The sequence below is a fragment of the Vibrio sp. ECSMB14106 genome, from assembly GCF_000972265.1.
GTDB classification, from domain to species: domain Bacteria; phylum Pseudomonadota; class Gammaproteobacteria; order Enterobacterales; family Vibrionaceae; genus Vibrio; species Vibrio kanaloae.
The window spans coordinates 84691-108402 of sequence record NZ_LAUM01000013.1 but is presented as its reverse complement, the minus strand read 5'-3'; the positions used below and the strand labels follow the sequence as shown (position 1 = coordinate 108402).

General features: G+C 44.4%; 21 protein-coding genes. 14 read left to right on the top strand and 7 right to left on the bottom strand.

Annotated elements, in window-relative coordinates; translation table 11 throughout:
- Positions 1–9: 9 nt before the first annotated feature.
- From phnX to phnW, 3 genes are all read right to left on the bottom strand, one after another.
- A complete protein-coding gene (phnX, locus tag WR49_RS10780) occupies positions 10–852 on the bottom strand; it encodes a phosphonoacetaldehyde hydrolase (protein WP_046223993.1) in 843 nt (280 codons plus the stop codon).
- 84 nt (positions 853–936) lie between these two features.
- Positions 937–2358 carry an aspartate aminotransferase family protein gene (locus WR49_RS10775; protein ID WP_046223992.1) on the bottom strand — a complete coding sequence of 474 codons (1422 nt, stop codon included), beginning with the start codon at positions 2356–2358 and terminating at the stop codon, positions 937–939.
- A complete protein-coding gene (phnW, locus tag WR49_RS10770; RefSeq protein WP_046223991.1) occupies positions 2358–3461 on the bottom strand; it encodes a 2-aminoethylphosphonate--pyruvate transaminase in 1104 nt (367 codons plus the stop codon). The genes WR49_RS10775 and phnW overlap by 1 nt, the downstream gene beginning before the upstream one ends.
- A 326-nt stretch (positions 3462–3787) precedes the next feature.
- On the opposite strand from phnW, the gene WR49_RS10765 reads away from it, so the two are divergent.
- From WR49_RS10765 to gntR, 13 genes are all read left to right on the top strand, one after another.
- A complete protein-coding gene (locus WR49_RS10765; protein WP_046223990.1) occupies positions 3788–4798 on the top strand; it encodes a putative 2-aminoethylphosphonate ABC transporter substrate-binding protein in 1011 nt (336 codons plus the stop codon).
- Positions 4799–4918: 120 nt separating this feature from the next.
- The gene (locus WR49_RS10760; RefSeq protein WP_017058628.1) at positions 4919–6337 is read left to right on the top strand and encodes an FAD-dependent oxidoreductase; all 1419 of its coding nucleotides are present in this window, start codon (positions 4919–4921) and stop codon (positions 6335–6337) included.
- A 74-nt stretch (positions 6338–6411) separates the two neighbouring features.
- Positions 6412–7053, top strand: coding sequence for a haloacid dehalogenase-like hydrolase (locus WR49_RS10755; protein WP_046223989.1), 642 nt, complete (start codon positions 6412–6414; stop codon positions 7051–7053).
- Between the two features lie 307 nt (positions 7054–7360).
- A complete protein-coding gene (locus WR49_RS10750) occupies positions 7361–8470 on the top strand; it encodes a putative 2-aminoethylphosphonate ABC transporter ATP-binding protein (protein ID WP_046223988.1) in 1110 nt (369 codons plus the stop codon).
- A gap of 21 nt (positions 8471–8491) precedes the next feature.
- Positions 8492–10201, top strand: coding sequence for a putative 2-aminoethylphosphonate ABC transporter permease subunit (locus WR49_RS10745; protein ID WP_443083157.1), 1710 nt, complete (start codon positions 8492–8494; stop codon positions 10199–10201).
- 68 nt (positions 10202–10269) lie between these two features.
- A complete protein-coding gene (gene phnR, locus WR49_RS10740; protein WP_046223986.1) occupies positions 10270–10974 on the top strand; it encodes a phosphonate utilization transcriptional regulator PhnR in 705 nt (234 codons plus the stop codon).
- Between the two features lie 135 nt (positions 10975–11109).
- Entirely contained in the window at positions 11110–12012 is a 903-nt protein-coding gene (locus WR49_RS10735; protein WP_046223985.1) for a multidrug transporter, read from the top strand.
- Positions 12013–12212: 200 nt separating this feature from the next.
- Positions 12213–13229: a TRAP transporter substrate-binding protein gene (locus tag WR49_RS10730; RefSeq protein ID WP_017058623.1), complete on the top strand. Its 1017-nt coding sequence runs from the start codon at positions 12213–12215 to the stop codon at positions 13227–13229.
- 65 nt (positions 13230–13294) lie between these two features.
- Entirely contained in the window at positions 13295–13852 is a 558-nt protein-coding gene (locus WR49_RS10725) for a TRAP transporter small permease subunit (protein ID WP_017058622.1), read from the top strand.
- On the top strand, positions 13845–15167 hold the full coding sequence (locus WR49_RS10720) for a TRAP transporter large permease (protein WP_046223984.1): 1323 nt from the start codon (positions 13845–13847) through the stop codon (positions 15165–15167). Before WR49_RS10725 ends, WR49_RS10720 begins: the two co-directional genes overlap by 8 nt.
- A gap of 118 nt (positions 15168–15285) precedes the next feature.
- Positions 15286–15783: a gluconokinase gene (locus WR49_RS10715; protein WP_017058620.1), complete on the top strand. Its 498-nt coding sequence runs from the start codon at positions 15286–15288 to the stop codon at positions 15781–15783.
- A gap of 3 nt (positions 15784–15786) precedes the next feature.
- A complete protein-coding gene (gene gndA / locus WR49_RS10710; protein WP_046223983.1) occupies positions 15787–17295 on the top strand; it encodes an NADP-dependent phosphogluconate dehydrogenase in 1509 nt (502 codons plus the stop codon).
- A gap of 177 nt (positions 17296–17472) precedes the next feature.
- A complete protein-coding gene (gntR, locus tag WR49_RS10705) occupies positions 17473–18474 on the top strand; it encodes a gluconate operon transcriptional repressor GntR (protein ID WP_077681652.1) in 1002 nt (333 codons plus the stop codon).
- Positions 18475–18600: 126 nt separating this feature from the next.
- Here gntR and WR49_RS10700 read toward each other — a convergent pair whose 3' ends face one another.
- Positions 18601–19383 (bottom strand): siderophore-interacting protein, encoded by a 783-nt coding sequence (locus WR49_RS10700; RefSeq protein ID WP_017058617.1) that lies wholly within the window; start codon positions 19381–19383, stop codon positions 18601–18603.
- Positions 19384–19711: 328 nt separating this feature from the next.
- Positions 19712–21082, bottom strand: a complete 1371-nt coding sequence (locus WR49_RS10695) for an L-serine ammonia-lyase (protein WP_017058616.1) — start codon at positions 21080–21082, stop codon at positions 19712–19714.
- Between the two features lie 290 nt (positions 21083–21372).
- On the opposite strand from WR49_RS10695, the gene WR49_RS10690 reads away from it, so the two are divergent.
- On the top strand, positions 21373–22269 hold the full coding sequence (locus WR49_RS10690) for a YdcF family protein (protein ID WP_046223981.1): 897 nt from the start codon (positions 21373–21375) through the stop codon (positions 22267–22269).
- Between the two features lie 4 nt (positions 22270–22273).
- Here the strand turns inward: WR49_RS10690 and WR49_RS10685 are convergent, their stop codons facing one another.
- Together WR49_RS10685 and WR49_RS10680 are read right to left on the bottom strand one after the other, a co-directional pair.
- Complete coding sequence (locus tag WR49_RS10685; RefSeq protein ID WP_046223980.1) at positions 22274–22951, bottom strand: hypothetical protein; 678 nt, start codon at positions 22949–22951, stop codon at positions 22274–22276.
- Between the two features lie 234 nt (positions 22952–23185).
- Positions 23186–23440: a putative hemolysin gene (locus tag WR49_RS10680; protein WP_046223979.1), complete on the bottom strand. Its 255-nt coding sequence runs from the start codon at positions 23438–23440 to the stop codon at positions 23186–23188.
- Between the last annotated feature and the right edge of the window lie 272 nt (positions 23441–23712).

Genomic DNA, 23712 nt, shown 5'->3' with positions numbered 1-23712 from the left:
TTTTGGATTTTAGATTGTGGTTAGTTTTTTATTCTGTGGACGTTCGCCTGCCAGTAAACGCTTCTCGATATCTGCAATTACGGTTGGTAGATCGGCGATGGTGTCGATTAAGTAGTGTGGGTTGGACTTGTTTAGCTTCACGCTTGCTTTTTCACGTGCTGCTGCCAGTGTTGCTTCGTCTGCATCTAAGTATTCTTGGTACGTTAATCCTGCTTCGTTCCCCGATAATACAAGTCCAACTGTCCACATGCCTGCGTTGTGACCTTCATCGATACCCGGTGCTGAGTCGTCTACTTTTACACACGCAGCAACGTTCGTCACACCTAGATCAATGACGTTTTTAAGCGCCATGAAAGGAGCTGGGCGACCGCCTTGAGGCAAGTCATCCGTTGCAACTACGTTGTCTGGTCGGTAGCCATAATCTGCGGCGGCAGGGATCAGCACATCCATTACTTCGCGTGGGTAACCTGAACAAGAACCGATTTTTACGTTCTTCTCTTTAAGGTTATTGACCACTTCAATCGCGTTTAAAATCGGTGCTGCGTGGTCGGCTACTTTCGCTTTTTGAAGAGGCATGAATGCCGCGTAGATCGCGTCAACGTCTTCACTTGTCATCGAGCGTCCGAACTGAGCCTTCCAACGAGCGTCAACCTCAGGAATTCGACCAACTGCTTGGATGTGGTCCCATTTGCCGATCCCCATAGGTTCACGCGCTTCTGCTAAGTCGATATCAAAGTCGAAACCTTGTCTGAATGCTTCAACGAAAATACTGGTTGGAGCAAATGACCCAAAATCAACGATAGTGCCAGCCCAGTCAAAGATAACCGCTTGGATAGGTGATGTTGTGTTCATAGTCGTGTCCTATTTCTGTTCTCTCCCTGCTCAAGTTGTTCTGGGAGATGAATGATTGTTTTAAGTTATTGGTTAGATGATGGTTTAGAGGTAATCAAAGTCTGTGCAGACTTTTGCTATCGCTTTTTCGAACACAGACAGAGCGACTTCTAGTTCGCTGCGACTGATGATCAATGGTGGGCTTAACTGAATCACATTACCTTGTGACACCTTAAAGCTCAGGCCATCGTTTAGACATTGGTAAAGTACGGCTTCCGCTTCATCGAAAGCTCGGGTTTTGGTGATATGGTCAGTGACCAAATCAACTCCCCAAAGCAGGCCGATGCCACGAACATCGCCAATGACTGGGTACTTCTCTTTCATTTGAAGCAGCTGTTCACGCACGAACAGGCTGTCTGTTTGCACTTTTTCGAGCAGATTCTCTTGTTCAATTACTTCCATGGTGGCAAGTGCTGCCGCGCAGCCAATAGGGCTTTTCTCATGGGTGTAGTGACCCAGTGATACTTGCGCTGCCGTATTGTATTTATCTTTGGTGACCATGGCTGCAATTGGAACCAAACCACCGCCGAAACCTTTACCGATACATAGGATGTCAGGCTCGATATCAAACGCTTGGTGAGTGAACCATTCGCCACTACGACCCATACCGTTTGGAATGTCGTCGATGATCAGCATGACGTTATGCTTATCGCAGATCTCACGGATGCGCTTCCAATAAGCTTTGCTTGGAACTTGAACGTCTGTGTTACGAACCGTTTCTGCAATGAAGGCACCAATGCCACCTTCTTTTTCAATCACATACTCAAGGTAATCGGCGTAGTGCACATCGCATGCAGCCTCACTTTCACCGCCTGCGTTTTGCCCACGAAGCGGAAAAGTACCACGATAGGAAACCGCTGGTGGAATGCGTTCTACGCCAGCCATTAATGGCCCCATGCCTTCGCGGAAACACGCTTCGCCACCCACTGAAATCGCATCAAGTGACGCGCCATGGAATGAGTCCCATAATGAAACTACTTTGAAATTGCTGGTGACATGTCTAGCAAGTTTTAGCGCCATGCCGATCACTGATGTGCCACCGGGAGCAAACAACACGCGATTCAAATCACCACCGCAAATCTGTGTGAGTTTCTCAGCACACTGAACCGCAGTTTTATTGGTGAAGCGACGTGGTGAAAATGGCAACGACGCCATTTGCTGAGTCACTTTATTAATAATATGTGGGTGGCCATAACCAAGCTGATGAACATTGTTACCGTGAAAGTCCATGTACTTTTTGCCCGTCGCATCTTGAATATAGATGCCTTCGGCTGCTTCAAGTGTGTCTAGGCAAGGCGTTGACATGGCTTGATGAAGAAACACGTCAGAGTCACGCTTTAACATCGCTTGAGTCGCATCATCGTTTAGCGATTCGTTCCATTTTTCGCGTGCTGGCGTGGTGTTCACATCGCCTTCGCTTCGAAAGTGTGTGGCCTTTAGAATCGGCTCTTGATTGGTCGTCGTCATTATTTGATGTCCCAGTACATAGCGTTTTTCACTGCGCCAATGAGGGCTTCAATGTCTGACGGATACACTTCACCGATGTTACCGATTCGGAAGCAGTCTGCGTTTGAAACCTTGCCTGGGTAAATCACAAAACCTTGTTCTTTCAAACGGTCATAGAATTCCTTGAATTGGTAATCGCTATGAGTTGGAGAATAGAAAGAGGTAATGATAGGTGAATGAAGATCATCATTAAGCAGTGGCTCAAAGCCAAGAGAGCGCATACCTGCAACCAATGTGGTTTGGTTGGTTTGGTAGCGATTATGACGAGCTTCGATGCCACCTTCTTGCTCCAATTCAAGTAGAGCTTGGTAGAAAGCACGCACTGTGTGAGTAGGAGAGGTGAAACGCCATTTACCATGGTTGCTTTCCATGCAGTACCATTGATCAAACAGGTCAAGGCTTAGTGAACGAGCCTGGCCTTTGCATTTTTCCAGTTCTGATTGCTTCGCAATAACAAAGCCGAACCCCGGTACACCTTGAATACACTTGTTTGCTGAGCTGATCATGTAATCGATACCTAAGTCAGCAATATCCATAGGGATGCCACCAAAACTCGACATCGCATCTAGAATGACGGTTTTGTTGTGCTGTTTTGCCAATTTGGCAATGTCTTCAATTGGATTCAGCATGCCAGTTGTGGTTTCACAGTGCACAATCGCAACGTGAGTAATGTCTGAATCCATGGCCAGTGCCGTTTTCATTTCGTTCAAGTCAGGTTGTGATGTTTCACCTGGGGAAACGACATGGCATGGAATGTTTAAATATTCTGCGATTTGAGCAATACGAGCACCATACGCTCCATTGTCAACAACAAGAAGCTTGCCGCTTTTTGAGATAACGCTACCGATTGTTGCTTCAACTGAAGCGGTGCCGCTACCTTGCATTAATACGCTCGTATAACCCGTTTGCTTAGTCGCCAAAGTCACTAGCTTGCTACGAATCACTTCAACAATGTCTTTGTTGTATTCATCATCCCAAGTACACCAATCTTTTAGCATCGCTTGGCGAACGGTTTCAGAAGTAGATAGAGGACCCGGTGTCAGTAGTAAGTATTCGTTTCTCATGTTCAATTCTCGTGATTTTCATTTTGGACTATACCAATATTTGCAATTACTTTAACAACCAATTTAAACGGTCGTAAATAGCCCAAACGTTATTTTCACAAAAGCTTCATATTCAAATTTGTCACTTGTGTTGAGAAATTTTCCGATCTTGAAATTGCCACTTTTTGTTCATTTAATCGTCATAAAAGCCAGTTAGCTTAATACTCGAAATCTGGTACATACCAATATAAAGATGTGTGCTCACAACCTAAATGAATTTATGGATATAGAAGCCTCTAGATGGAGCTTCTAACTTCTAACCTTGGCATCGGGCCTGACTGGAGAAAATGATGAAAAACCGTTTTATGAAAGGATCACTTGCAGCATTAGTTACTCTATTAGCTGGTAATGCTTATGCAGCACAGGAAGTGACGGTTTACACCGCTTTTGAAACTGACATTTTAGCGAAATACAAAAACGCATTTGAAAGTGAAAACCCAGACATCAAAATCAAGTGGGTACGTGATTCTACTGGGATCATGACGGCAAAATTATTGGCCGAGAAAAACAACCCTCGCGCAGAGGTAGTTTGGGGGCTTGCTGGTTCTTCAATGGCACTACTTAAAGAAGAGGGCATCCTGAAACCTTATACGCCTCAAGGTGTAGAAGCATTACGCGCTAACCTTAACGACCCGCAATCTACTCAAGCTTGGTATGGCAATGACGCATTCTTCAATGCGGTTTGTTTCAACGAAGTAGTTGCTAAGCAATTGAACCTACCTGCACCTAAATCTTGGGATGACCTAACAAAGCCTATCTACAAGGGCCACATTGCTATGCCAAACCCAGCGTCTTCTGGTACGGGCTACATGCAGGTTTCGGCTTGGCTACAAAACATGGGTGAAGACCAAGGTTGGAACTACATGCAGAAGCTAGACCAAAATATTGCTCACTACACGCACTCTGGTTCTAAGCCATGTGTTCAAGCGGGCATGGGTGAAGTCGCTATCGGTATTTCTATGGCGAGCCGTGGCGCTAAGCTGAAAACTCAAGGCGCGCCACTTTCAGTGATTACGCCTGAAGGCATCGGTTGGGAATCTGAAGCGGTCGGCCTTGTTAAGCCTTCTAATGCAGCACAACGTGTTATCGATTGGTCTATTTCTAAAGCGGCAAATGAGCTTTACATCGAAATGTACCCAGTTGTTGGCCACCAAGATGTAACAGGTAAAGCAGAGAACTTCCCGAACGTAGAGAAGAACATGGCAAAAATGGACTTCGCTCGTATGGGCAGTGAACGTGCAGATGTTCTGAAAACATGGTCTGAGAAGTTTGACGCTAAATCAGAGCCAAAATCTTAATCTGACGACCTATTCAGTTAATTAACTATTGAGTTCATTAGAAGTTAGAAATCAGTAAAGGAAGGCTTCGGTCTTCCTTTTTTAGTTTTACGCCTTTAGGTTTTAAGTAAGGTACAACAAATGACAAAGCACTACTCATATTGGTTCAAGCAAGCGTTGGAACAAGAGTTTGGCAATATTAATGCGGGGCTAGATTCGGTTAAGCCGCTTCAAAAAGATGTCAACTGTGATATCGCTATTGTTGGCGGTGGCTATACGGGTTTATGGACGGCGATTTTAATCAAACAACAGCAACCCGAAAAACATGTTGTCGTGATTGAAAAAGGCCTATGTGGTAGCGGTGCTTCTGGTGCGAACGGCGGTTGCATGCTGACGTGGTCAACTAAGTATCCGACGCTGAAAAAGCTTTACGGAAAAGAACAAGCGAAATGGTTGGTTAAGGAATCGGAAAAGGTTATATACGAGATCGAAGCCTTCTGTAACGAACACAAGATTGACGCGCATCTATATCGAAGCGGAACTTACTACACGGCGACCAATGAAGCTCAAAAGGGTGGAATGGAGCCTGTTGTTAATGAGCTGGTTAAGCAGGGTATCAATAGCTGGAAGAAGTGCGACAATTCTTTGGCTGACAAAGCTGGGTCTGATCGCCACATTGAGGGTTACTACTCAGAAGCTGCGGGCAGTGTGCAGCCAGCGTTATTGGCTAGAGGTTTGCGCCGGGTCGCGCTCGATTTGGGTGTCGAAATTTACGAAAATACAGAGATGACATCACTCGACTATGGCTCTCCCGCTCGAATTCAAACCAAAGGCGGTTCCTTATTTGCGGATAAAGTGATTTTGGCACTCAACGCATGGATGCTCGATCACTTCAAAGAGTTCAAACGCAGCATTGTGGTTGTTTCGTCAGACATGGTGGTGACTAAGCCAATCCCAGAAAAACTTAAGCAGTTTGGTCCCGAGAAAGGGGCGGCGGTGGTGGATTCACGTATCTTTGTCCACTATTACCGAGACACCCAGGACGGACGACTCATGTTGGGTAAAGGCGGTAATAAGTTCTCGTTTGCCAATCAAGTTGAAAGCATGTTTAACCAAACGACCAACTACCTGCCGATTCTCAATCAATCGTTCCAAAAACTGTTCCCTAAATTGGAACAAAGTGAATTCGATTACAACTGGTCTGGCGGCTCAGATCGTTCGGTCACAGGATTGCCATTTTTCGGTAACCTAAAAGGCCAAAACAACATCTATTATGGGCTTGGTTATTCAGGCAATGGCGTTGCTCAAACCCGTATGGGCGGGAAGATTTTGTCAGCAATGGTACTCGATATCGACAATGCTTGGACACGAAGCGGTTTAACTAAAGGTCCGTTAGGACACTTCCCGCCAGAGCCATTCCGTTGGGTGGGAGCGATGATGGTTCGCGATGCGGTACGAAGAAAAGAGAACGCGGAAGATTCTGGTAACACGCCATTGTGGCTGGATAAGCAATTGGCAAAGCTCGCTGGTGCGGCAGGCAAAGCCGACAAGGTGGAATAAACCTGTGGTTTAGGTTGTTTCTTGCCTGTTAAGTATAAGTTGGAAGTTAAGTTTGATTTGAAGTGAGAATTGATATGACGACCCCGCTGTATGTATTTGATCTAGATGAAACACTCATGGACGGAAACAGTGCCATGATTTGGAATGAGTTTTTGGTTGAAAAAGGCTTAGCGAATGAACCTAGTTTTTTGAACGAAGAACGCCGGTTAATGACACTGTATGTTCAAGGTATTCTTAATGAAGACGCTTACCTCGAATTTGCTACTCGCTCTCTAGTAAATAAAACACATCAAGAGGTGTGTGCTTTATTAGAGGAGTGTATTGATAGCAAAGTACTGAGTAAGATCTTTCCTCAAGTGATGCAAGGGAACTGGTCTTCCAAAATACAAGGGCAGACGATGGTGATTATCTCTGCCATCGTATCGCTCATTCCTGCCTGTGTAGCGAAAAAGCTCAATATTCCGAATGCAGTCGGCATCGAATTAATGGAAGAGTCTGGTCAATATAGTGTTAAAGTTCTGGGGCTTCCAAATCACATGTACGGTAAGATTGTGAGTTTTAAAGAGTGGCGCACAGCATTTGATCACCAACAAGGCCTCTGTGGTTCAATTAACGACTTGCCTCAATATGATTTGGCCGATCGTCCTCATTTAGCTAACCCACATGAACGTTTAAGAACTCGAGCAGATTCTATTCCGTGGTGTGCGGTGTACTGAGCTTAGTCATTGATAAGGACTGTTGCTACTTGAGGCTATCGTGATTAAAAGTAACAGTTAAAATCATAAACATCAGTTGATATTTGGCGGTAAAAAGTACGTTAGTTTTTATCGCCAAATCCCCTTCGAGTGGTAAACACTTTGCTATAAGTTATTGAACATTCGGACTTGTTTAATGCGTATTTTTTCCCGTTAGAATGAATTTTATTTCTGCAATATAACTGTCATTTAGCTACTATAAATTTGTCACTCAACTGCAATATTCTCAGTTTAAGTTTGGTATATACCATATAGAGAGTGCTGTAGTATGAGCAACCAAACTTATTTGAATATTGAAAACGTTGTAAAACAATTTGGCCAATTTACAGCGTTAAAAGACATCTCCCTATCGATAGATAAAGGCGAGTTCGTTTGTTTCCTTGGCCCGTCTGGCTGCGGAAAAACCACCTTATTACGTGCGATTGCAGGTTTAGACTTACCAACTTCTGGTTCTATCGAGCAAAACGGTAACGACACAACCTTCTTACCGCCAGAAAAGCGCGACTTTGGTATTGTGTTCCAATCTTATGCTCTGTTCCCAAATCTCACGGTGGAAGAAAACATTGCGATTGGCCTTAAAAACCAAGGTATGTCGACCAAAGAAGCCCTTGAAACGGTGGAATCTTGGTTAGAAACCATCGGTTTACCAACGTCTGCTCAAAAATTCCCGAATCAGCTGTCTGGAGGACAACAACAGCGTGTGGCTTTGGCTCGTGCTTTGGCTTTGTCTCCAGGCTTGCTACTGCTTGATGAACCACTGTCTGCATTGGATGCAAAAGTACGAACACACTTGCGGGACGAGATCTGTCAATTGCAGCGCAAATTGGGCATCACCACAATCATGGTGACGCACGACCAAGATGAAGCCTTGACCATGGCCGACCGTATTGTGGTAATGAATCATGGAGTTATCGAGCAAGTCGGTGCACCGCAAGAGATCTACCAAAAACCAGTGAGCCGTTTTGTGGCTGAGTTTGTGGGCAGTATGAACTTCATCCAAGCGTCTGTAGCAGCTCAAGGCAAGATGCGCATTGCTGAGTCTATGTTGCCACTACCTGGGTTAGACAACCTGACACCAAAACAGGGTGATGTGTTTGATATCGCGGTTCGTCCTGAGCAAATCCAGTTTGTTGATCGTTTTAATGAGTCCTTACCGGTTCGAATCGTATCAAGCGAGTTCTTGGGGGCGTTTTATCGCGTTGAGTGTCAATTGCAACATGACTCAACGGCGAAAGAGGTCATCGTTGATGTGCCTGTTAAAGAGTTCAATCGATTGAAGCTGCGTCGCAGTGATATCCGTTACGTGGCGTTTGATCAAGAAGGCTTGAGAGCTTACCCATCGAAAAGCTTGCAAGTGATGAAAGACGAGGCGGCGTAATCAATCATGGAATCGACTCAAATGATGCAATCTAATCTGCTATTTCAACGACGAGTACAACCTTTTCTGGCTCGGTTAAGCAAAGACAACGTAATTCTGTTTGGGCTGTTGGCATTTTTGTCTGTAGTCATGACGCTGTTTATCCTGATGCCATTGTGGGCAATGTTGAAAAAGAGTGTTCAGAACGGAGACGGCGAATTTGTAGGTTTACAGAATTTCGCAACGTATTTTGCGTCTCAAAGCCTGTGGCAGTCGGTAGGCAATACCTTCACGCTCGGTTTGTTAGTGACCGTTGTTGTGGGGGTATTAGCGTTTGGTTATGCCTATGCGCTAACTCGTTCATGCATGCCTTTTAAGGGGCTTTTTCAAGTACTGGGTTCTGCGCCTATTCTTGCTCCTTCATTGCTTCCAGCGATCAGTTTGATCTTCTTATTTGGTAATCAAGGTATCGCTAAAGAAGTCTTGGGTGGTAACTCGGTTTATGGCTTGATTGGTATATCACTCGGCTTGATATTCTGGACGTTTCCACATGCCTTGATGATCCTGACCACCTCGTTAAGAACCTCTGACGCTCGTCTTTATGAGGCAGCTCGTGCCCTCAATACTTCATCATTAAAAACCTTTTTCATGGTGACGCTACCTGCGGCAAAGTATGGTTTGATCAGCACGCTGATCGTTGTGTTTACGCTGGTGGTTTGTGACTTTGGTGTGCCAAAGGTGATTGGTGGTAGCTACAACGTGTTATCGACGGACATCTTTAAGCAGGTGGTTGGTCAACAGAACTTCTCTATGGGTGCGGTAACCAGTATCTTGCTGCTATTGCCTGCGTTACTTGCGTTTACAGTGGATCGTTGGGTTCAAAAGAAACAGAAGAGCTTGTTTGATACTCGTTCTGTCGCGTACCAACCTGAACCTAGCACGTTACGTGATGGCTTATGTTTCCTTTACTGCACGATCATCTCTGCTGCTGTGGTTATCGTATTGGGCATGGCGATATACGGATCTATGGTCACCTTCTGGCCTTGGAATAAAACGTTAACGCTAAATAATTATAACTTCGCAGAGATGAGTACTTATGGTTGGACGCCATTCTTCAACTCGTTAACCCTCGGGGCTTGGACTGCGATTATCGGTACAGTGCTGATTTTCTTGGGTGCTTATTGCATTGAGAAAGGCCGCGCCTTCGGTCCTGTTCGTCAAGCAATACAAATGCTCAGTGTGGTACCGATGGCTGTTCCGGGTATGGTGTTGGGTTTGGGATATATCTTCTATTTCAATGACTTGAGTAACCCACTCAACTTCTTGTATGGCACGATGGCGTTCTTGGTGATCAACACCGTGGTTCACTACTACACGGTAGGGCACATGACGGCATTAACCGCATTAAAACAGCTACCTGAGGAGATAGAAGCGACAGCGGCTTCGATTAACCTACCGCAATACAAGCTGTTCTTTAAGGTGACGGTGCCGGTTTGTTTGCCTGCGATTTTAGATATTGCGACATACCTGTTTATTAATGCACTTACCACGACATCTGCGGTAGTATTCTTGTATTCTACCGATACGATACCTGCGTCAGTTTCAGTACTGAATATGGACGATGCGGGACAAACCGGTGCAGCAGCAGCCATGGCCGTCATGATCATGATATCAGCGGCAAGTGCGAAGTTGATTCATATGCTAATCAACAAGTTATTTGAGAAGCGCACCCAAGCTTGGCGCAAACGCTAGCGAACCATTTTATATTGCAGTTGGCCAAGGAATGGCTGACGACAAGAACAAGAATAAAAGGAAATGAAGTGCAGTACGTAAAAATCAAAGACGTCATCGTAGAGCAGATAGAGTCGGGCATGTTAACGCCACGACAGAAGCTGCCTGCGGAGCGCAAACTGGCTGAATCGTTTGATACGACTCGAGTTACCTTACGTGAAGCTTTGTCTTCACTTGAAGCGGAAGGGCGCATTTATCGAGAAGACCGCCGTGGTTGGTTTATCTCGCCGGCGCCGCTTCGCTACAACCCGACACAAACATTGAATTTCACCAACATGGCTCTCTCGCAGAATCGTAAGCCAAAAACAGAGTTAGTAGCAGCGAAAGGAATGTTAGCAACCAAGGAAGCAACTAAGCTTCTTGAGCTTCAACCTTTTTCAGATGTTTATCGTGTAGATAGAGTTCGCTACCTTGAAGACAGGCCTGTTGTGTATGTGACCAACTACATTCGACCAGAGTTGTTTCCTAACTTGCTCGATTATGACCTGTCTAAATCACTGACGGACATCTACCGCGAACACTTTGGCGTGGTGTATCAGAAGATCCGTTACCGTGTGAGTACAACGTCTTTGCTGGGTGAAACAGCGCAAGCTCTGCGTGCGACTTCGGGTTCTCCTGCAATGGTGGTTGAGCGTGTTAACTACAACCAGAATGGCGATCTGATTGATTGCGATATTGAGTATTGGCGTCATGACGCGATCAGTATTGAGTCGATAGCGCAGTTAGAGCGTTAGTCGTACGTTAGAACGCTGGCACATCTCACTTTAAGGATTTGCCGAACTGGAATGATCAAAGGTCTCTTATTTGGAGGCCTTTTTTATCCCTTGTTTTCAGCGACTGTTCTTATCAGTTATCAATTTAGGAATGAAATGGAATTCTCTGCCATCATCATCGTGATTATTTCGGCTCTGCTGCATGCGGGTTGGAATGTCCTAGGTAAATCAAATCAAGGCTCTGGCTCATCTTTCTTTTTAGCGTCTGGCTTTGCCGCTGCCGTGATTCTGACCCCTTATTTGATTTGGTATGTCTACAGCGTCGGCTTTGCAAACATCACAATTCCATTCTGGCAGTTGCTCTTCTTGAGTGGCATTTGCCAAATCATCTATTTAATCAGCTTAGGCATTGCCTATAAACAGGCTGATATTGGTGTTATCTACCCAATGGCACGAGCGCTGCCTGTGTTAATGGTTGGTTTGGGTACTGTATTGATTGGCTATGAGTTGTCATTGAATCAATGGATTGGCTTTGCAATGATCACATTAGGCTGTTTGTTCGTTCCACTGAAACAATTCTCTGAGCTGAGACTTAAGGCTTATCTTAACCTTGGTGTGCTGTGGGCACTAATAGCCGCGATAGGTACCACGGGTTATTCCCTTATAGATAAAGAAGCACTTCTGTTATTGGAGCCGTTAAGCACGCTCACCATTACTAATAAACACACGGCGATTTTTTACCTAGGCATTCAGTTTTGGGCGATCGTAATTCCGCTGAGTATTTGGTTGTTGGTGACCAATCAAAGAGTCGAGTTTACCAACGCATGGGTACTACGTAAAAAAGCCACGGTTGCAGGCATTATGATGGCATCGACTTACGGTTTGGTGTTGTTTGCGATGACTATGACAGAGAACGTCAGCTTGGTGGTGGCACTTAGGCAAGTAAGCATCATCTTCGGCGTCGTGATGGGGATCTACTTTTTAAAGGAAAAGTGGCACATGACTCGCGGTGTAGGCGTCGTTTTTATCATTGCTGGCTTAGTTATCTCACTGAATTAAAAAGAAATTAAAATACACTTCTAACCTATAATGTGTCTTTTCAGTCACATTTTTATTATTGATAGCAAACGTTTTACTAATGTTAAAGATGTGATCCTTCTCATAGACAAAGCTGTTAAGTTACCGGTAACATTTGGCTTAACGTTACCGGTAACATATAACAACAAACCGGACTCTGTGAAACTCATAAGGATACCCAAATGAAAGCTCTGACTAAAACGCTGATCGCTGCTTCCCTCACTGGCCTATTTGCTACTTCAGCAATGGCTGCAGACTTCAAACTTAAGATTCAATCTTCAGATCCATCTGGTGATTTGAACTTCAAGGTTCAGCAGAAATGGGCTGAGCGCGTAGAAACGATGTCTAACGGACGTATCGACATTGATCTTCTTCCTGTAGGCGCTGTGGTTAAGCACACTGAAACGCTAGGCGCGATCAAAATGGGCATCTTAGATGGTCATATCACAGCAACGGGTTACTTCTCTGGTAAAGATCCAGCATTCGGCCTAATCGGTAACATGGTGGGTGCATGGTCAGACACAACACAACTGCTTCAGTACATGAACTACGGTGGCGGTAACGAACTAATGACTGAGCTTTACAAGCCTTACGGTGTTCAGTTCGTTGGTGCTTCAACAACAGGTGTTGAATCTTTCATTTCTAAAAAGCCAATTGACGGTGTTGCGGATCTTAAAGGTCTTAAATTGCGTGCGCCTGAAGGCTTAGTACAACAAGTGTTTGCAGCAGCGGGTGCGACTCCAGTAAACCTTCCGGGTTCTGAAGTATTTACCGGTCTAAGCAAGGGCGTAATTGATGCCGCGGACTATACGGTATTCTCTACAAACCAAAAAGCGGGCATGAACGACATTGCGACCCACCCAGTTCAACCGGGTTTCCATTCGCTACCGTTAATCGATATCTCTGTTTCTCAAAAGAAATGGGACAAGATGCCTGTGGATCTACAAACGATTCTACAAACATCCGTACGTGACTTCTCTTACGACATGACGACTCAGCTAAAAATGGCTGATCAAGCAGCAGTTAAAGAAGCACAAGCGAATCCAGAAATCACAATTCATGACTGGTCTCAAGAAGAGCGTAAGAAGTTCCGTGAAATTGCAAAAGGTCAATGGAAAGTATTTGCAGAGCGCTCTGACAACGCAGGGAAAGTTTACACTTCCGTTACCGTGTTCCTAGAAGAAAACGGCCTACTGTAATTCAAACCTAGCTTATTGATGGGGGAGGGCGTTGCTCTCCCTTTTTCTCCCAGGAAATTTGGCCCATGACAGACAAAATCCCTCACGCACCAGCAGAAAACGATGAAAAGCCAAGAAACGGGCTTGATCGTCTTATCATAAAATTCAGTAACTTAGTTAGCTGGCTGTTCATCTTCACTGTATTGATCTCATTTTACGAAGTTGTGATGCGCTATGCATTTGATGCCCCGACCACATGGGTACACGAAACGGCTTCATTTATCGGTGGTTCTCTATTCATTATCGGCGGCATCTACGCTTTCGCAGCTGATAAGCATGTACGTGTTGTTCTTATCTACGATTCAGTGTCTAACCAAACACGTAAGTACCTTAATCTTGTTCACCACATAGTTGGCTTGGCCTTTGCGGGCATGCTGGCTTACGCGGCTTACTTCACAGCAGAAGAAGCATGGTTTGCACCTTGGGGAGAGTTTCGCTTAGAGACATCAGGCTCAGTGTTAAACGCGCCTTATCCTGCGCTGTTGAAAGGCCTGATCTTTGTCGTTTTGTGTGTTCTTGTTGTCCAGTTTGTATTGCACCTAATCCAAGAGTTGATGGGTCTAAGGAAGAATGACGATGTTTGATTTATCTTCTATTGGTATCGCATGGGGCAGCTTGCTCATGCTGGTTATGATGATTGGTTTGCTACTCACTGGTATGCAGCTAGCGTTCGTAACAGGCTTTGTCGCGATTTTCTTCACTCTATGCTGGTTTGGCCCTGATGCCTTGCCTTTGATTGCGAGCCGTACTTACAGCTTCGCTTCTGGTTATGTATTTCTTGCAGTTCCAATGTTTGTATTAATGGCCGCTTTACTAGACCGTTCTGGTATCGCGCGTGATTTGTTTGATGCCATGAAATCTGTCGGCCGTAAGGTTCGCGGTGGCGTTGCGGTACAAACGTTATTAGTCGCGGTTTTATTGGCTTCAATGTCGGGCGTTATCGGTGGTGAAACGGTACTACTTGGTATTCTCGCTTTGCCTCAAATGCTTCGTTTGGGTTATGACCGTAAGCTTGCTATCGGTACAACCTGTGCGGGTGGTGCATTAGGTACCATGCTTCCACCAAGTATTGTATTGATCATCTACGGTATGACAGCCAGCGTATCGATTGGTGACTTGTTTAAAGCATCTTTTTTACCAGCGTTTATTCTTGCGGGTTGTTACATCGGCTACGTATTGATTCGTTGTAAGCTAAACCCTTCTCTCGCGCCTATTCCAAGTGATGATGAGACTGAAGAAGACATCTCAAATCAGCCTAGCTACTTCAAGGCTTTGTTTTTTCCACTGCTTTCAGTCGCAACGGTTTTGGGCAGTATCTACACAGGTATTGCTTCAGTAACAGAAGCTTCTGCTTTGGGGGTCGTTGGTATCATGATCAGCGCACTAATCCGTGGCGAACTGAACTTCAACATGTTGAAAGAGAGTGCCATGGCAACCATGCGTACCTGCGGCATGATCATGTGGATTGGCATCGGTGCAAGTGCACTGGTGGGTATCTACAACTTGATGGGCGGTATTGATTTTGTTGAAGAAACCATCCTTGCCCTAAGTGGCGGCAACGCAACAGTAACGCTACTAATCATGATGGCTATCTTGTTGGTTTTAGGCATGTTCCTTGATTGGGTCGGTGTGGCGCTTCTCACAATGCCAATCTTCGTTCCAATCATTACAGGCCTTGGTTTTGACCCAGTTTGGTTTGGTGTTGTGTTCTGTCTAAACATGCAGGTGTCTTTCTTGTCGCCACCGTTTGGCCCTGCGGCATTCTACCTAAAATCGGTCGCACCAAAAGACATCAGCTTGGGCGAGATATTTACCTCACTACTGCCGTTCATTGCACTTCAAGTCTTGGTTCTGGGGCTGGTTATTATCTTCCCTCAGCTAGCACTTTGGTGGCAATAACAGTAAAGGCCCCTGAGCGGATTTAGTACTCGGGGACCGATCAGCAGCAATATAAGTTTAACTATTAGATTCGAATGTCAGCCCCAGTTTTGGTTGGGGCTTAGGGAAGGCTTGCCTTATGAAAAGCAAAAAAATACTCGTGATGGGCGTATCTGGATGCGGAAAAAGCCTGATTGGTAGCCGTATCGCAGAAGCATTAACGCTCCAGTTTTTTGATGGCGATGATTTTCATCCGCAAAGTAATGTAGAAAAGATGCGTCAAGGTATTCCACTGACAGACGACGATCGTCAAGGATGGCTGGAAACACTGAATAAGCAATATATCGAGCAACCAAGCGCAGTGATTGCTTGCTCGGCACTAAAGCCGCAATACCGCGATATTCTGCGCAACAACAATGAAGATTTGGTGATTGTGTACCTACAGGGCAGTTTCGATACGATTTGGAATCGTCACAAAGCCCGTGAAAATCATTATTTTAATGGTCAAGAGATGTTGAAAAGCCAGTTTGAAACCTTGGTTGAACCTGAGCTAGGTGAAGCGTTATTTGTCGATATCTCACAAGATGTCGATCAAGTAGTAGAAAGTGCAGTTAAACAAATTAAGCAGATAGGCTAAACCATGACTCAGATAAAAAATGACATCGCTATGATTGGCTTAGGGGTGATGGGTAAGAGCTTAGCACTCAACCTGCTCGATAATGGATTTAACGTTGCTGGTTTTGATTTAAACGCTGACAACATTGAGCGTGCGAGTTCAGAAGCAAAGCAGCTTAATGAATCCTTTGACGGCAAAGGTAAGTTCACCAAAGGCACGAGTCTTGAACATGTGTTGCAGGGCTTAGCAAAACCTCGTGTAATCGCACTGTCGGTTCCTGCTGGAAAGCCCGTTGATATCGTTGTGAATAATCTGCTTGATGCCGGTTTGGAGAGCGACGACATTGTTATCGATACGGGTAACAGCTTATGGACTGATACCGAGACACGTGAACAGAATTATAAAGGTAAGCTCCGTTTCTTCAGCACCGCCGTTTCTGGTGGTGAAGAAGGCGCTCGTGTTGGCCCAGCGCTCATGGCCAGTGGTGACCAATCGGCTTGGCAATATGTGAAACCGATGTGGGAAGCGATTGCTGCAAAAGTGGATGCTAATGGACTACCGGTTGCTCAGTTTGAAGCGGGTGAAGCGTGCGCGGCGTATGTTGGTCCTTCTGGCACAGGGCACTATGTGAAAATGGTACACAACGGTATTGAATATGCCGACATGCAGCTAATTTGTGAAGTTTACCAGTTTATGCGTGATGTGCTTGATATGCCAGCTCAAGAGATTGGACAAGTCTTTGAGCAATGGAACAACGGTGTACTTAATAGTTACCTGATGGAAATCAGTGCCGATATTCTTCAGCATGAAGATGTAGTGACGGGTAAGCCATTCGTTGAGGTCGTGCTAGATAAAGCTGGACAGAAAGGCACGGGATTGTGGACGGCGGTTAATAGCCTTCAAGAAGGTTGCCCAACGCCAACCATTGCACAAGCGGTTTACGCGCGTGCGATGAGCGGTCAAAAATCACAACGTGTCCAGGGAAGTCAGCTTTTAAAAGGTAATATTGCTGATGCAAACCTGTTAGATAAAACAGAAGTGATTTCTGAACTTCACGATGCTCTGTATTGCGCCAAACTGTCCGTTTATGCGCAGGGCTTTGATTTGTTGAAAACAGCGTCAGACAAAGAAGGTTGGAACCTAGATTTCACTCAAATAGCAAAAATCTGGCGAGCGGGGTGTATTATCCGTGCGGCTTTCTTGCAAAGTATTACAGCGGCTTACCAACAAAATAATGAGCTAGCGAACCTGTTGTTTGATGAGGCTTTCATCAAACAAGTGGAAGAGCGTGAGCTTGCTTGGCGTATCGCGGTAGCGAACTCCGCTTTGTTTGGTGTGTCGATGCCGGGGATAAGCTCAGCATTAAGCTACTTCGACTCTCTGCGCTGCGAAGTGTTACCTGCGAACTTGCTGCAAGCGCAGCGTGACTATTTTGGCTCCCATACCTATGCAAGAGTCGATAGAGAGGAAGCTGAAAAATTTCACGTAACTTGGAGTCAGTCTCCAAGAACTGAAGTAAAAGTTAATACCTAAATGATGTATAACGCCCTCGCCATGAGGGCGTTATTGTTTGAGCCGGAAGTAACAATAGATAGATCTTCTTTATGTTCTTGTCGTTGCATCAACCTTTTGTTAGATAAGGCTTCAAATTCCAAGTCAGTTGGATACACTGTTACCAGTAACATAACTCAAAAATAATAACTATTAATTATGTCGAATAAGAAAAAACGCCCTACATTACAAGATGTTGCCAACCTAGTTGGCGTAACTAAAATGACGGTGAGTCGCTGTTTACGTGATCCTTGTCAGGTATCAGAGGTTTTGCGAGACAAGATTAACGCAGCAGTCGATGAGTTGGGTTATATCCCTAATCGTGCCCCAGATATTCTTTCTAACGCCAAAAGTAATGCGATTGGCGTTTTGGTTCCCTCATTAACCAACCAAGTTTTCGCTGAAGTGATCCGTGGTATTGAGCAAGTGACTGCACCAGCAGGTTATCAAACCATGATTGCCCACTATGGCTATAGCCCTGAGTTGGAAGAGCAGAGCATTGCTTCGCTGCTTTCTTACAACGTTGATGCGATTATCTTGTCAGAAAACGTTCACACCGATAGAGCTAGAAAAATGCTGCAAACGGTCTCGATCCCGGTGATTGAAATCATGGATTCGGTGTCTCCAAGGATTGAACAAGCGGTTGGCTTTGATAACTTCGAAGCCGCTAGGGCGATGACTAAAACCATACTCGACAGAGGGCGGACGAATATCGCTTATTTAGCTGCTCGTATGGATGAGCGTACTCGCTTAAAAATGGCAGGCTATGAACATGCGATGCAAGAGGCCGATAAAGTGCCAGTAACACTGCAAACAGAAGACGCGTCCTCGTTTACTCTAGGCGCTAAATTGATTGGCGATTTACTCGAGAAGCACCCTGAAGTGAACGGTATCTTTTGTACTAACGATGACTTAGCTATTGGTGCTTTCTACGAGTGTGTAAGGCGTGGTATTCAAGTACCTGAACAGATGGCGATTGCAGGTTTCCATGGACACGACATCACAGTGGCGATGACGCCTCGTTTAGCTACGGTGGTAACACCAAGAGAACAGATTGGTAAAGTCGCTGCGCAACAAGTGGTAGCGCGTTTACAAGGAAATAAAGAGTGGGTTGCGAAACTGGATCTTGGTTATGAGATTGAAATCGGTGAGAGTATTTAATTTGTATTATGCTTTGCTTTGACGGGATTAAAGCCAAACGCCCTTAAAGATAGACACATCGTTAAAGGCGTTGTTATCAGCATTAGGAGCTAAGCGTTTTCAAAGATGCTTAAACAACTGGTCATTTTAGCTTGCTAAAGCTTGCGTATCTTGTTGCTTCAATACTTTATGGCCATCTTCAGTGACGCCACGTTTCCAGTAGCTGCTGATATAGATGTTTTCTTTCGCTACGTCTTTTTCGTTTCTGAAGTACTGTCTCAGTTCACGCATACTTTCAAACTCACACGCCGTCCATACTGAAACTTGGCCCTCTAACCATTCTGTGTTGCGCACAGTTTGTGAAAGGGTGTCTGAGACTTCATCTGCAATTAACCAAGTAACCTTGATACCTTGTGGCGCTTCAAGTGCTTGCTTGTCTTGTTCAGAATTAATTTGAACAACAGCGTAACCCGTTGCTGATTCTGGAAGTGTTTTTAATTTGGCTGAAAGAGCAGGCAGTGACGTCATGTCTGCCACTAAGAAGAACCAATCCGACTCAAGGTTTAGCCCTTGAATCAAGCCAGGGCCAACCACTGAAATAGTATCGCCCACTTGTGCGTTCATTGCCCATCTTGCAGCAAAACCACATTGCAAATCTGTGGTGATATGGCGAACGAAATCAACCTCGATAGAGTTTTCGTCAGGGTGGTATTGACGAACCGTGTAGGTACGCATGGTTGGACGATCACCGTCCTTCAATTGGTTTAAATCAGTTGAGCCTAATGGAGAGAATAAAAGCTTGATGTATCCGCCGGCACACTCTGTTGGGTATTGACTTAATCCCTCACCGCTAAGCGTTATACGTTGCATGTTCGGTGTGATTGTTGAGGTTTGGCTAACGGTTAATGTGATAGGACTAGGTTTGCTCATGAAAGGCTCTCTTAGGGTTTGATTTTTACATCATAATCCTGAATAAGATAACACTCAATAGTAATGGTTATCATTTACCTTTGTTTACACAAGCGTGACGCATTTTGAATCATTCCGTTAGATCGAAAGTCATCGACAAAAAAAGTTCATCGCGCCTTTATGGGGAAACCTCTTTGATCTTTAGAAAAAAGCCAGTTGTTGGCTGGCTTTGTTTGGATAGTGAGCACTGTTATAAGTTAGCATTATAAGAATGCAGTTTTGGTATAGGCTTTCTTACAGTGGTTTCTAACAGTCTCGGTTTCTATCAGTTAATCATTTTTAATTTGTGCTATTCACAAGGTGGCGCCATATGGATTACTGCCAAGCCACCTAAAGAAGTCTCACGGTATTTCTTGTTCATATCTTTACCCGTTTGATACATAGTCTCGATCACTTTGTCCAAAGAGATTAGGCACTTGCTGGTACGTTTCAACGCCATGCGTGATGCGTTAATAGCTTTCATTGCACCCATTGCATTACGCTCAATACACGGTACTTGGACAAGTCCACCAATTGGATCACATGTCATGCCCAGTGAGTGTTCCATTGCTATCTCAGCAGCAATACAGATCTGTTCGTTGCTACCACCACGTAATGCAGTTAAGCCTGCAGCAGCCATTGATGAAGATACGCCGACTTCACCTTGACAGCCAACCTCAGCACCAGAAATAGACGCATTGGTTTTGTAAAGAATGCCGATCGCACCAGATACTGCCAAGAAGTCTTTAAGCTGTTTTGTATCAAGTTCTTTTATGAAGCGATGGTAATACATTAACACGGCTGGAATAACACCGGCAGCACCATTGGTTGGAGAAGTTACCACTTGTCCGCCAGCCGCATTTTCTTCACTTACTGCAAAGGCGAACAGATTGATCCAATCCATGATTTCCATTGGATCGCTTTCGATGGAAGCATTAGCCTCAAGCTTTTTCAAAAGTGCAGGGGCACGGCGCGTGACCTCTAGGCCACCATCGAGAATACCTTCGGTATCAAAACCTCGTTGCATGCAAAGTGACATCACCTTCCAGATCTGGTCGGCTTTTTGGTCAATTACATCCATATCTTGGAACGAAATTTCATTACGCAGGATTAAACCACCCAGGCTGAGACCATTTTGTTCCGACAACTCCAACAACTGATCGGCAGAAGAAAAAGGGAACTCTACTTTTGTTTCGGACTCTTTTTTTCCGTGTTGTAGTTCGTCAGCCGTTGCGATGAAACCACCACCAATCGAGTAGTAAGTTTCCATTTCTAGAAGACTGCCGCTTGCATCAAAGGCTGAGATAGTCATACCGTTTTCGTGAAGTGGAAGGTTAGTTTTGTGGAATAGTAAGTCGCTTTCTACATTGAAGTGAATCTCATGGTTACCGCTAACCATGAGAGATTTGTCTTCAATCGCTTTACGCATTGCTAAATTAGCACTGGTTATTTTGATAGTATCAGGGCGGTTGCCAAGCAGACCTAACAGCGTTGCACGATCGGTGTGGTGACCGATACCGGTTAGCGACAGTGAACCGTATAGGTCGATCTGAATACGAGCAACTTGTTCAAGTACAGATTCAATTTTTTGTGTAAAATTAAACCCAGCGATCATTGGTCCATTTGTATGGGAGCTGGAAGGCCCGACCCCAATTTTATAAATATCAAAAATAGACAGCATAGTAACTTCCTGTGAAGACGGTTCGATGAACGAACTCTGGTTAAATTTTGTTTTGTTAGCTTTATTTCTTTGAGTGAGACAAATGCTAACAAGCATAGGTGGTGAAACTCAAGATCGTGCTATTTTTGCTTTACAGTGGCACGTGGCTCTTGTGTGTGTGATTTATGATACTGCTATTAATAGTGAGCATTATTGTAAGCAACATGTAAGAACTTAAAAATACTTTTGTTAACAGGTATTGTATACATAATTCACTCCATCAGAACACCAAAACGAGACTTGAACATAAAATGAGCATTAATCACCTCCTTATTGTGCTGGGTAAGCGACTTAATGAGAACAAATTGACTGATGAGGGAATGAGTCGAATTGATGCTTTAGTTGATTATCTTACGGTCGAATCTAATCAGAAACTGGCGGTTGCATTTTGCGGTGGGGTGACCAAAGGCCAAACCCGCTCAGAAGCGGATGTGATGTACCAATATTATCGAAAACTTGAAGCTCAGCGTGAGTATCCGTTTACCTTAGGGGCTATTTTACTGGAGAAGGCATCGACAAGTACGGTTGAGAATATTCAGAATTTGGCCTCAGAAATGATTGAAAGCGGTCTGTTTACGCGTGGGCAAAGTGTGAAGGTGACGTTTGTTTCCAATGACTACCACTTACAGCGTATTTTCGAAGTTCAAGCGTTGATGGATGAACAAGGCTTGCTTAAGATTCTGGTTGAGGAGTGTTCTTCGCTTGGGATCGAACTTCAAGTAGACCGTCGGCTAGATGCTCATGTTGCGGTGCCATACCCCCATCAAAGTGTTCAGGGGCAGTTGTTTTTATTGATGGATGTACTGACGACTTATCGAGTCTATCTTGAAGGTGTCTGCGCGGGGGTATTTCAGCGAGATTTAGAGTCAGTAAGACAAGAACCAGAAAGACTCTCTTTGGAAGCCTTAGTTGTTGTAAAAGAGCTAGTCGCGAAAAGCTCCACGAAGAAAGGCTCGGCGACGCTGTCAGCTCTGTTTGATATTGTAGACAGTTTACTTCCGGTATTGGAACGCTGTATTCAACATACTCCAGCAGGTACAAATATTAAAAAAGTCAGGGAGTATCTAGCGCTACTAAACACAAACCTGACTTTGTTGAACCGATATCTAGACCCAGAATCTGACCACACACATCGCTGGTGGCGATAAGCCGTTATTTCTTTCTCGTGATGCCAAGAACCGTTTTAAGACTAGCAAAAGCAATCAAACAATAGGCTAAAAGCTCAGTACCTTCTTCGGCGATGTTTTTAACCACGCGCACGTAATTATCCCCCATAACGTTGTGCCAAAAACTGCCCATGCCAAACAGACGAGAAAATACCAATAACAGCATTACACCAGTAACCAAAAGGTTCATGTGCGGAGATGCAAGAATAAGCGCAAGCTGGTCAATGGTTCGTTTACCATTTTTAATCGCATAGAAAATGGCACTGCCAGAAACCAATAGGGCAGGAACTACCCAAGCACCATGTACGATCTTGTCGAACCAAAAATCCATTTCACGAATAAACATCACACTGAAAAACGCGCTGATGAGCAGGGCTGCGTGCTTAACTTCGGTTTTCTTTCTTGCTAGATAAGCAAAAGATCCAGACGCAATAATAAGCAGTAACTGCTGCAGCATCTCGGTCACTGACACTTCGCCAACAGATCCATTGAACAATACAAAATCAATTCGAAGTGCCAAATTTACGATAATACCAATAGCTAAAACGACTAACGCCGTTTGACACCGTTTATAGATAACTTGTGAGGTGGATTGTGAGAGCGTGAACTCAGGGAGTTCAAACGACATATGAGTTTTTTCTTGTTTTTCAGGTTGGCTTTTCATATCAATTTAACATGTAAATGTCTGTAACAGATCGATATTTTATCGACCTGATACATTCACAATGTCAGGGTTATGTCATAAATAAAACGCTGTTCAATTGCTATTTCGGTAAAGTAAACCGCCGCTGAGTAGCGGGCAGTTTACGTAATATCATGGGATTTTATTGGGTGAAAGTTGTGAAGAAATAATGCTTATTATATCGATGTGACGTCATAAGCATCACAGCATCACAGATTAGCTGTTTTCTTTTTGATCGTGGTTATTGCGGTAGTATTCCCACTGTTCGATACGCTGACCATCTTGTAATACACAATAAGTGGTTCGTTGATTATTTTCCGTTACCGTGTCCAATTCGCCGTCCTGTTGAACACAATAAACCGATGCTGGGTTAGCGACTGAAACACGTTGACCTTCGCTATATTCTGCATAGTCATTCGCACAACCGCCTAATACAAGGGCAAACACAGCCATCAAACCAATTTTTTTCATGTTTATCTCCTAAGTGATAACTCTACAAGTGAATGTGTTAAGTTCTACAGAACTAAATTTGAAGCTCTATAAAACCAGTATATTTTAGATTTAAGAAAAGGTTGTTCTAATTTGGTCAAGATATTGAAATAGGTTGATATTTCCTCATTTTTAACTGTTTTTTGAGCATGAGATCAAGTTCAGTTAGGTTGGGGCCTTAAAAGATAGACACCCTATGATTCGAGGTTGGTAAGATGGGAATTATTCTCTTACGACCATGAATCCCCCGCGAT

What these genes read in the sequence shown, in the direction of transcription:
- phnX (WP_046223993.1), bottom strand. Translation starts at nt 852, where the DNA reads ATGAACACAACATCACCTATCCAAGCGGTTATCTTTGACTGGGCTGGC.
- WR49_RS10775 (WP_046223992.1), bottom strand. Translation starts at nt 2,358, where the DNA reads ATGACGACGACCAATCAAGAGCCGATTCTAAAGGCCACACACTTTCGA.
- phnW (WP_046223991.1), bottom strand. Translation starts at nt 3,461, where the DNA reads ATGAGAAACGAATACTTACTACTGACACCGGGTCCTCTATCTACTTCT.
- WR49_RS10765 (WP_046223990.1), top strand. Translation starts at nt 3,788, where the DNA reads ATGATGAAAAACCGTTTTATGAAAGGATCACTTGCAGCATTAGTTACT.
- WR49_RS10760 (WP_017058628.1), top strand. Translation starts at nt 4,919, where the DNA reads ATGACAAAGCACTACTCATATTGGTTCAAGCAAGCGTTGGAACAAGAG.
- WR49_RS10755 (WP_046223989.1), top strand. Translation starts at nt 6,412, where the DNA reads ATGACGACCCCGCTGTATGTATTTGATCTAGATGAAACACTCATGGAC.
- WR49_RS10750 (WP_046223988.1), top strand. Translation starts at nt 7,361, where the DNA reads ATGAGCAACCAAACTTATTTGAATATTGAAAACGTTGTAAAACAATTT.
- WR49_RS10745 (WP_443083157.1), top strand. Translation starts at nt 8,492, where the DNA reads ATGATGCAATCTAATCTGCTATTTCAACGACGAGTACAACCTTTTCTG.
- WR49_RS10735 (WP_046223985.1), top strand. Translation starts at nt 11,110, where the DNA reads ATGGAATTCTCTGCCATCATCATCGTGATTATTTCGGCTCTGCTGCAT.
- WR49_RS10730 (WP_017058623.1), top strand. Translation starts at nt 12,213, where the DNA reads ATGAAAGCTCTGACTAAAACGCTGATCGCTGCTTCCCTCACTGGCCTA.
- WR49_RS10725 (WP_017058622.1), top strand. Translation starts at nt 13,295, where the DNA reads ATGACAGACAAAATCCCTCACGCACCAGCAGAAAACGATGAAAAGCCA.
- WR49_RS10720 (WP_046223984.1), top strand. Translation starts at nt 13,845, where the DNA reads ATGTTTGATTTATCTTCTATTGGTATCGCATGGGGCAGCTTGCTCATG.
- WR49_RS10715 (WP_017058620.1), top strand. Translation starts at nt 15,286, where the DNA reads ATGAAAAGCAAAAAAATACTCGTGATGGGCGTATCTGGATGCGGAAAA.
- gndA (WP_046223983.1), top strand. Translation starts at nt 15,787, where the DNA reads ATGACTCAGATAAAAAATGACATCGCTATGATTGGCTTAGGGGTGATG.
- gntR (WP_077681652.1), top strand. Translation starts at nt 17,473, where the DNA reads ATGTCGAATAAGAAAAAACGCCCTACATTACAAGATGTTGCCAACCTA.
- WR49_RS10700 (WP_017058617.1), bottom strand. Translation starts at nt 19,383, where the DNA reads ATGAGCAAACCTAGTCCTATCACATTAACCGTTAGCCAAACCTCAACA.
- WR49_RS10695 (WP_017058616.1), bottom strand. Translation starts at nt 21,082, where the DNA reads ATGCTGTCTATTTTTGATATTTATAAAATTGGGGTCGGGCCTTCCAGC.
- WR49_RS10690 (WP_046223981.1), top strand. Translation starts at nt 21,373, where the DNA reads ATGAGCATTAATCACCTCCTTATTGTGCTGGGTAAGCGACTTAATGAG.
- WR49_RS10685 (WP_046223980.1), bottom strand. Translation starts at nt 22,951, where the DNA reads ATGAAAAGCCAACCTGAAAAACAAGAAAAAACTCATATGTCGTTTGAA.
- WR49_RS10680 (WP_046223979.1), bottom strand. Translation starts at nt 23,440, where the DNA reads ATGAAAAAAATTGGTTTGATGGCTGTGTTTGCCCTTGTATTAGGCGGT.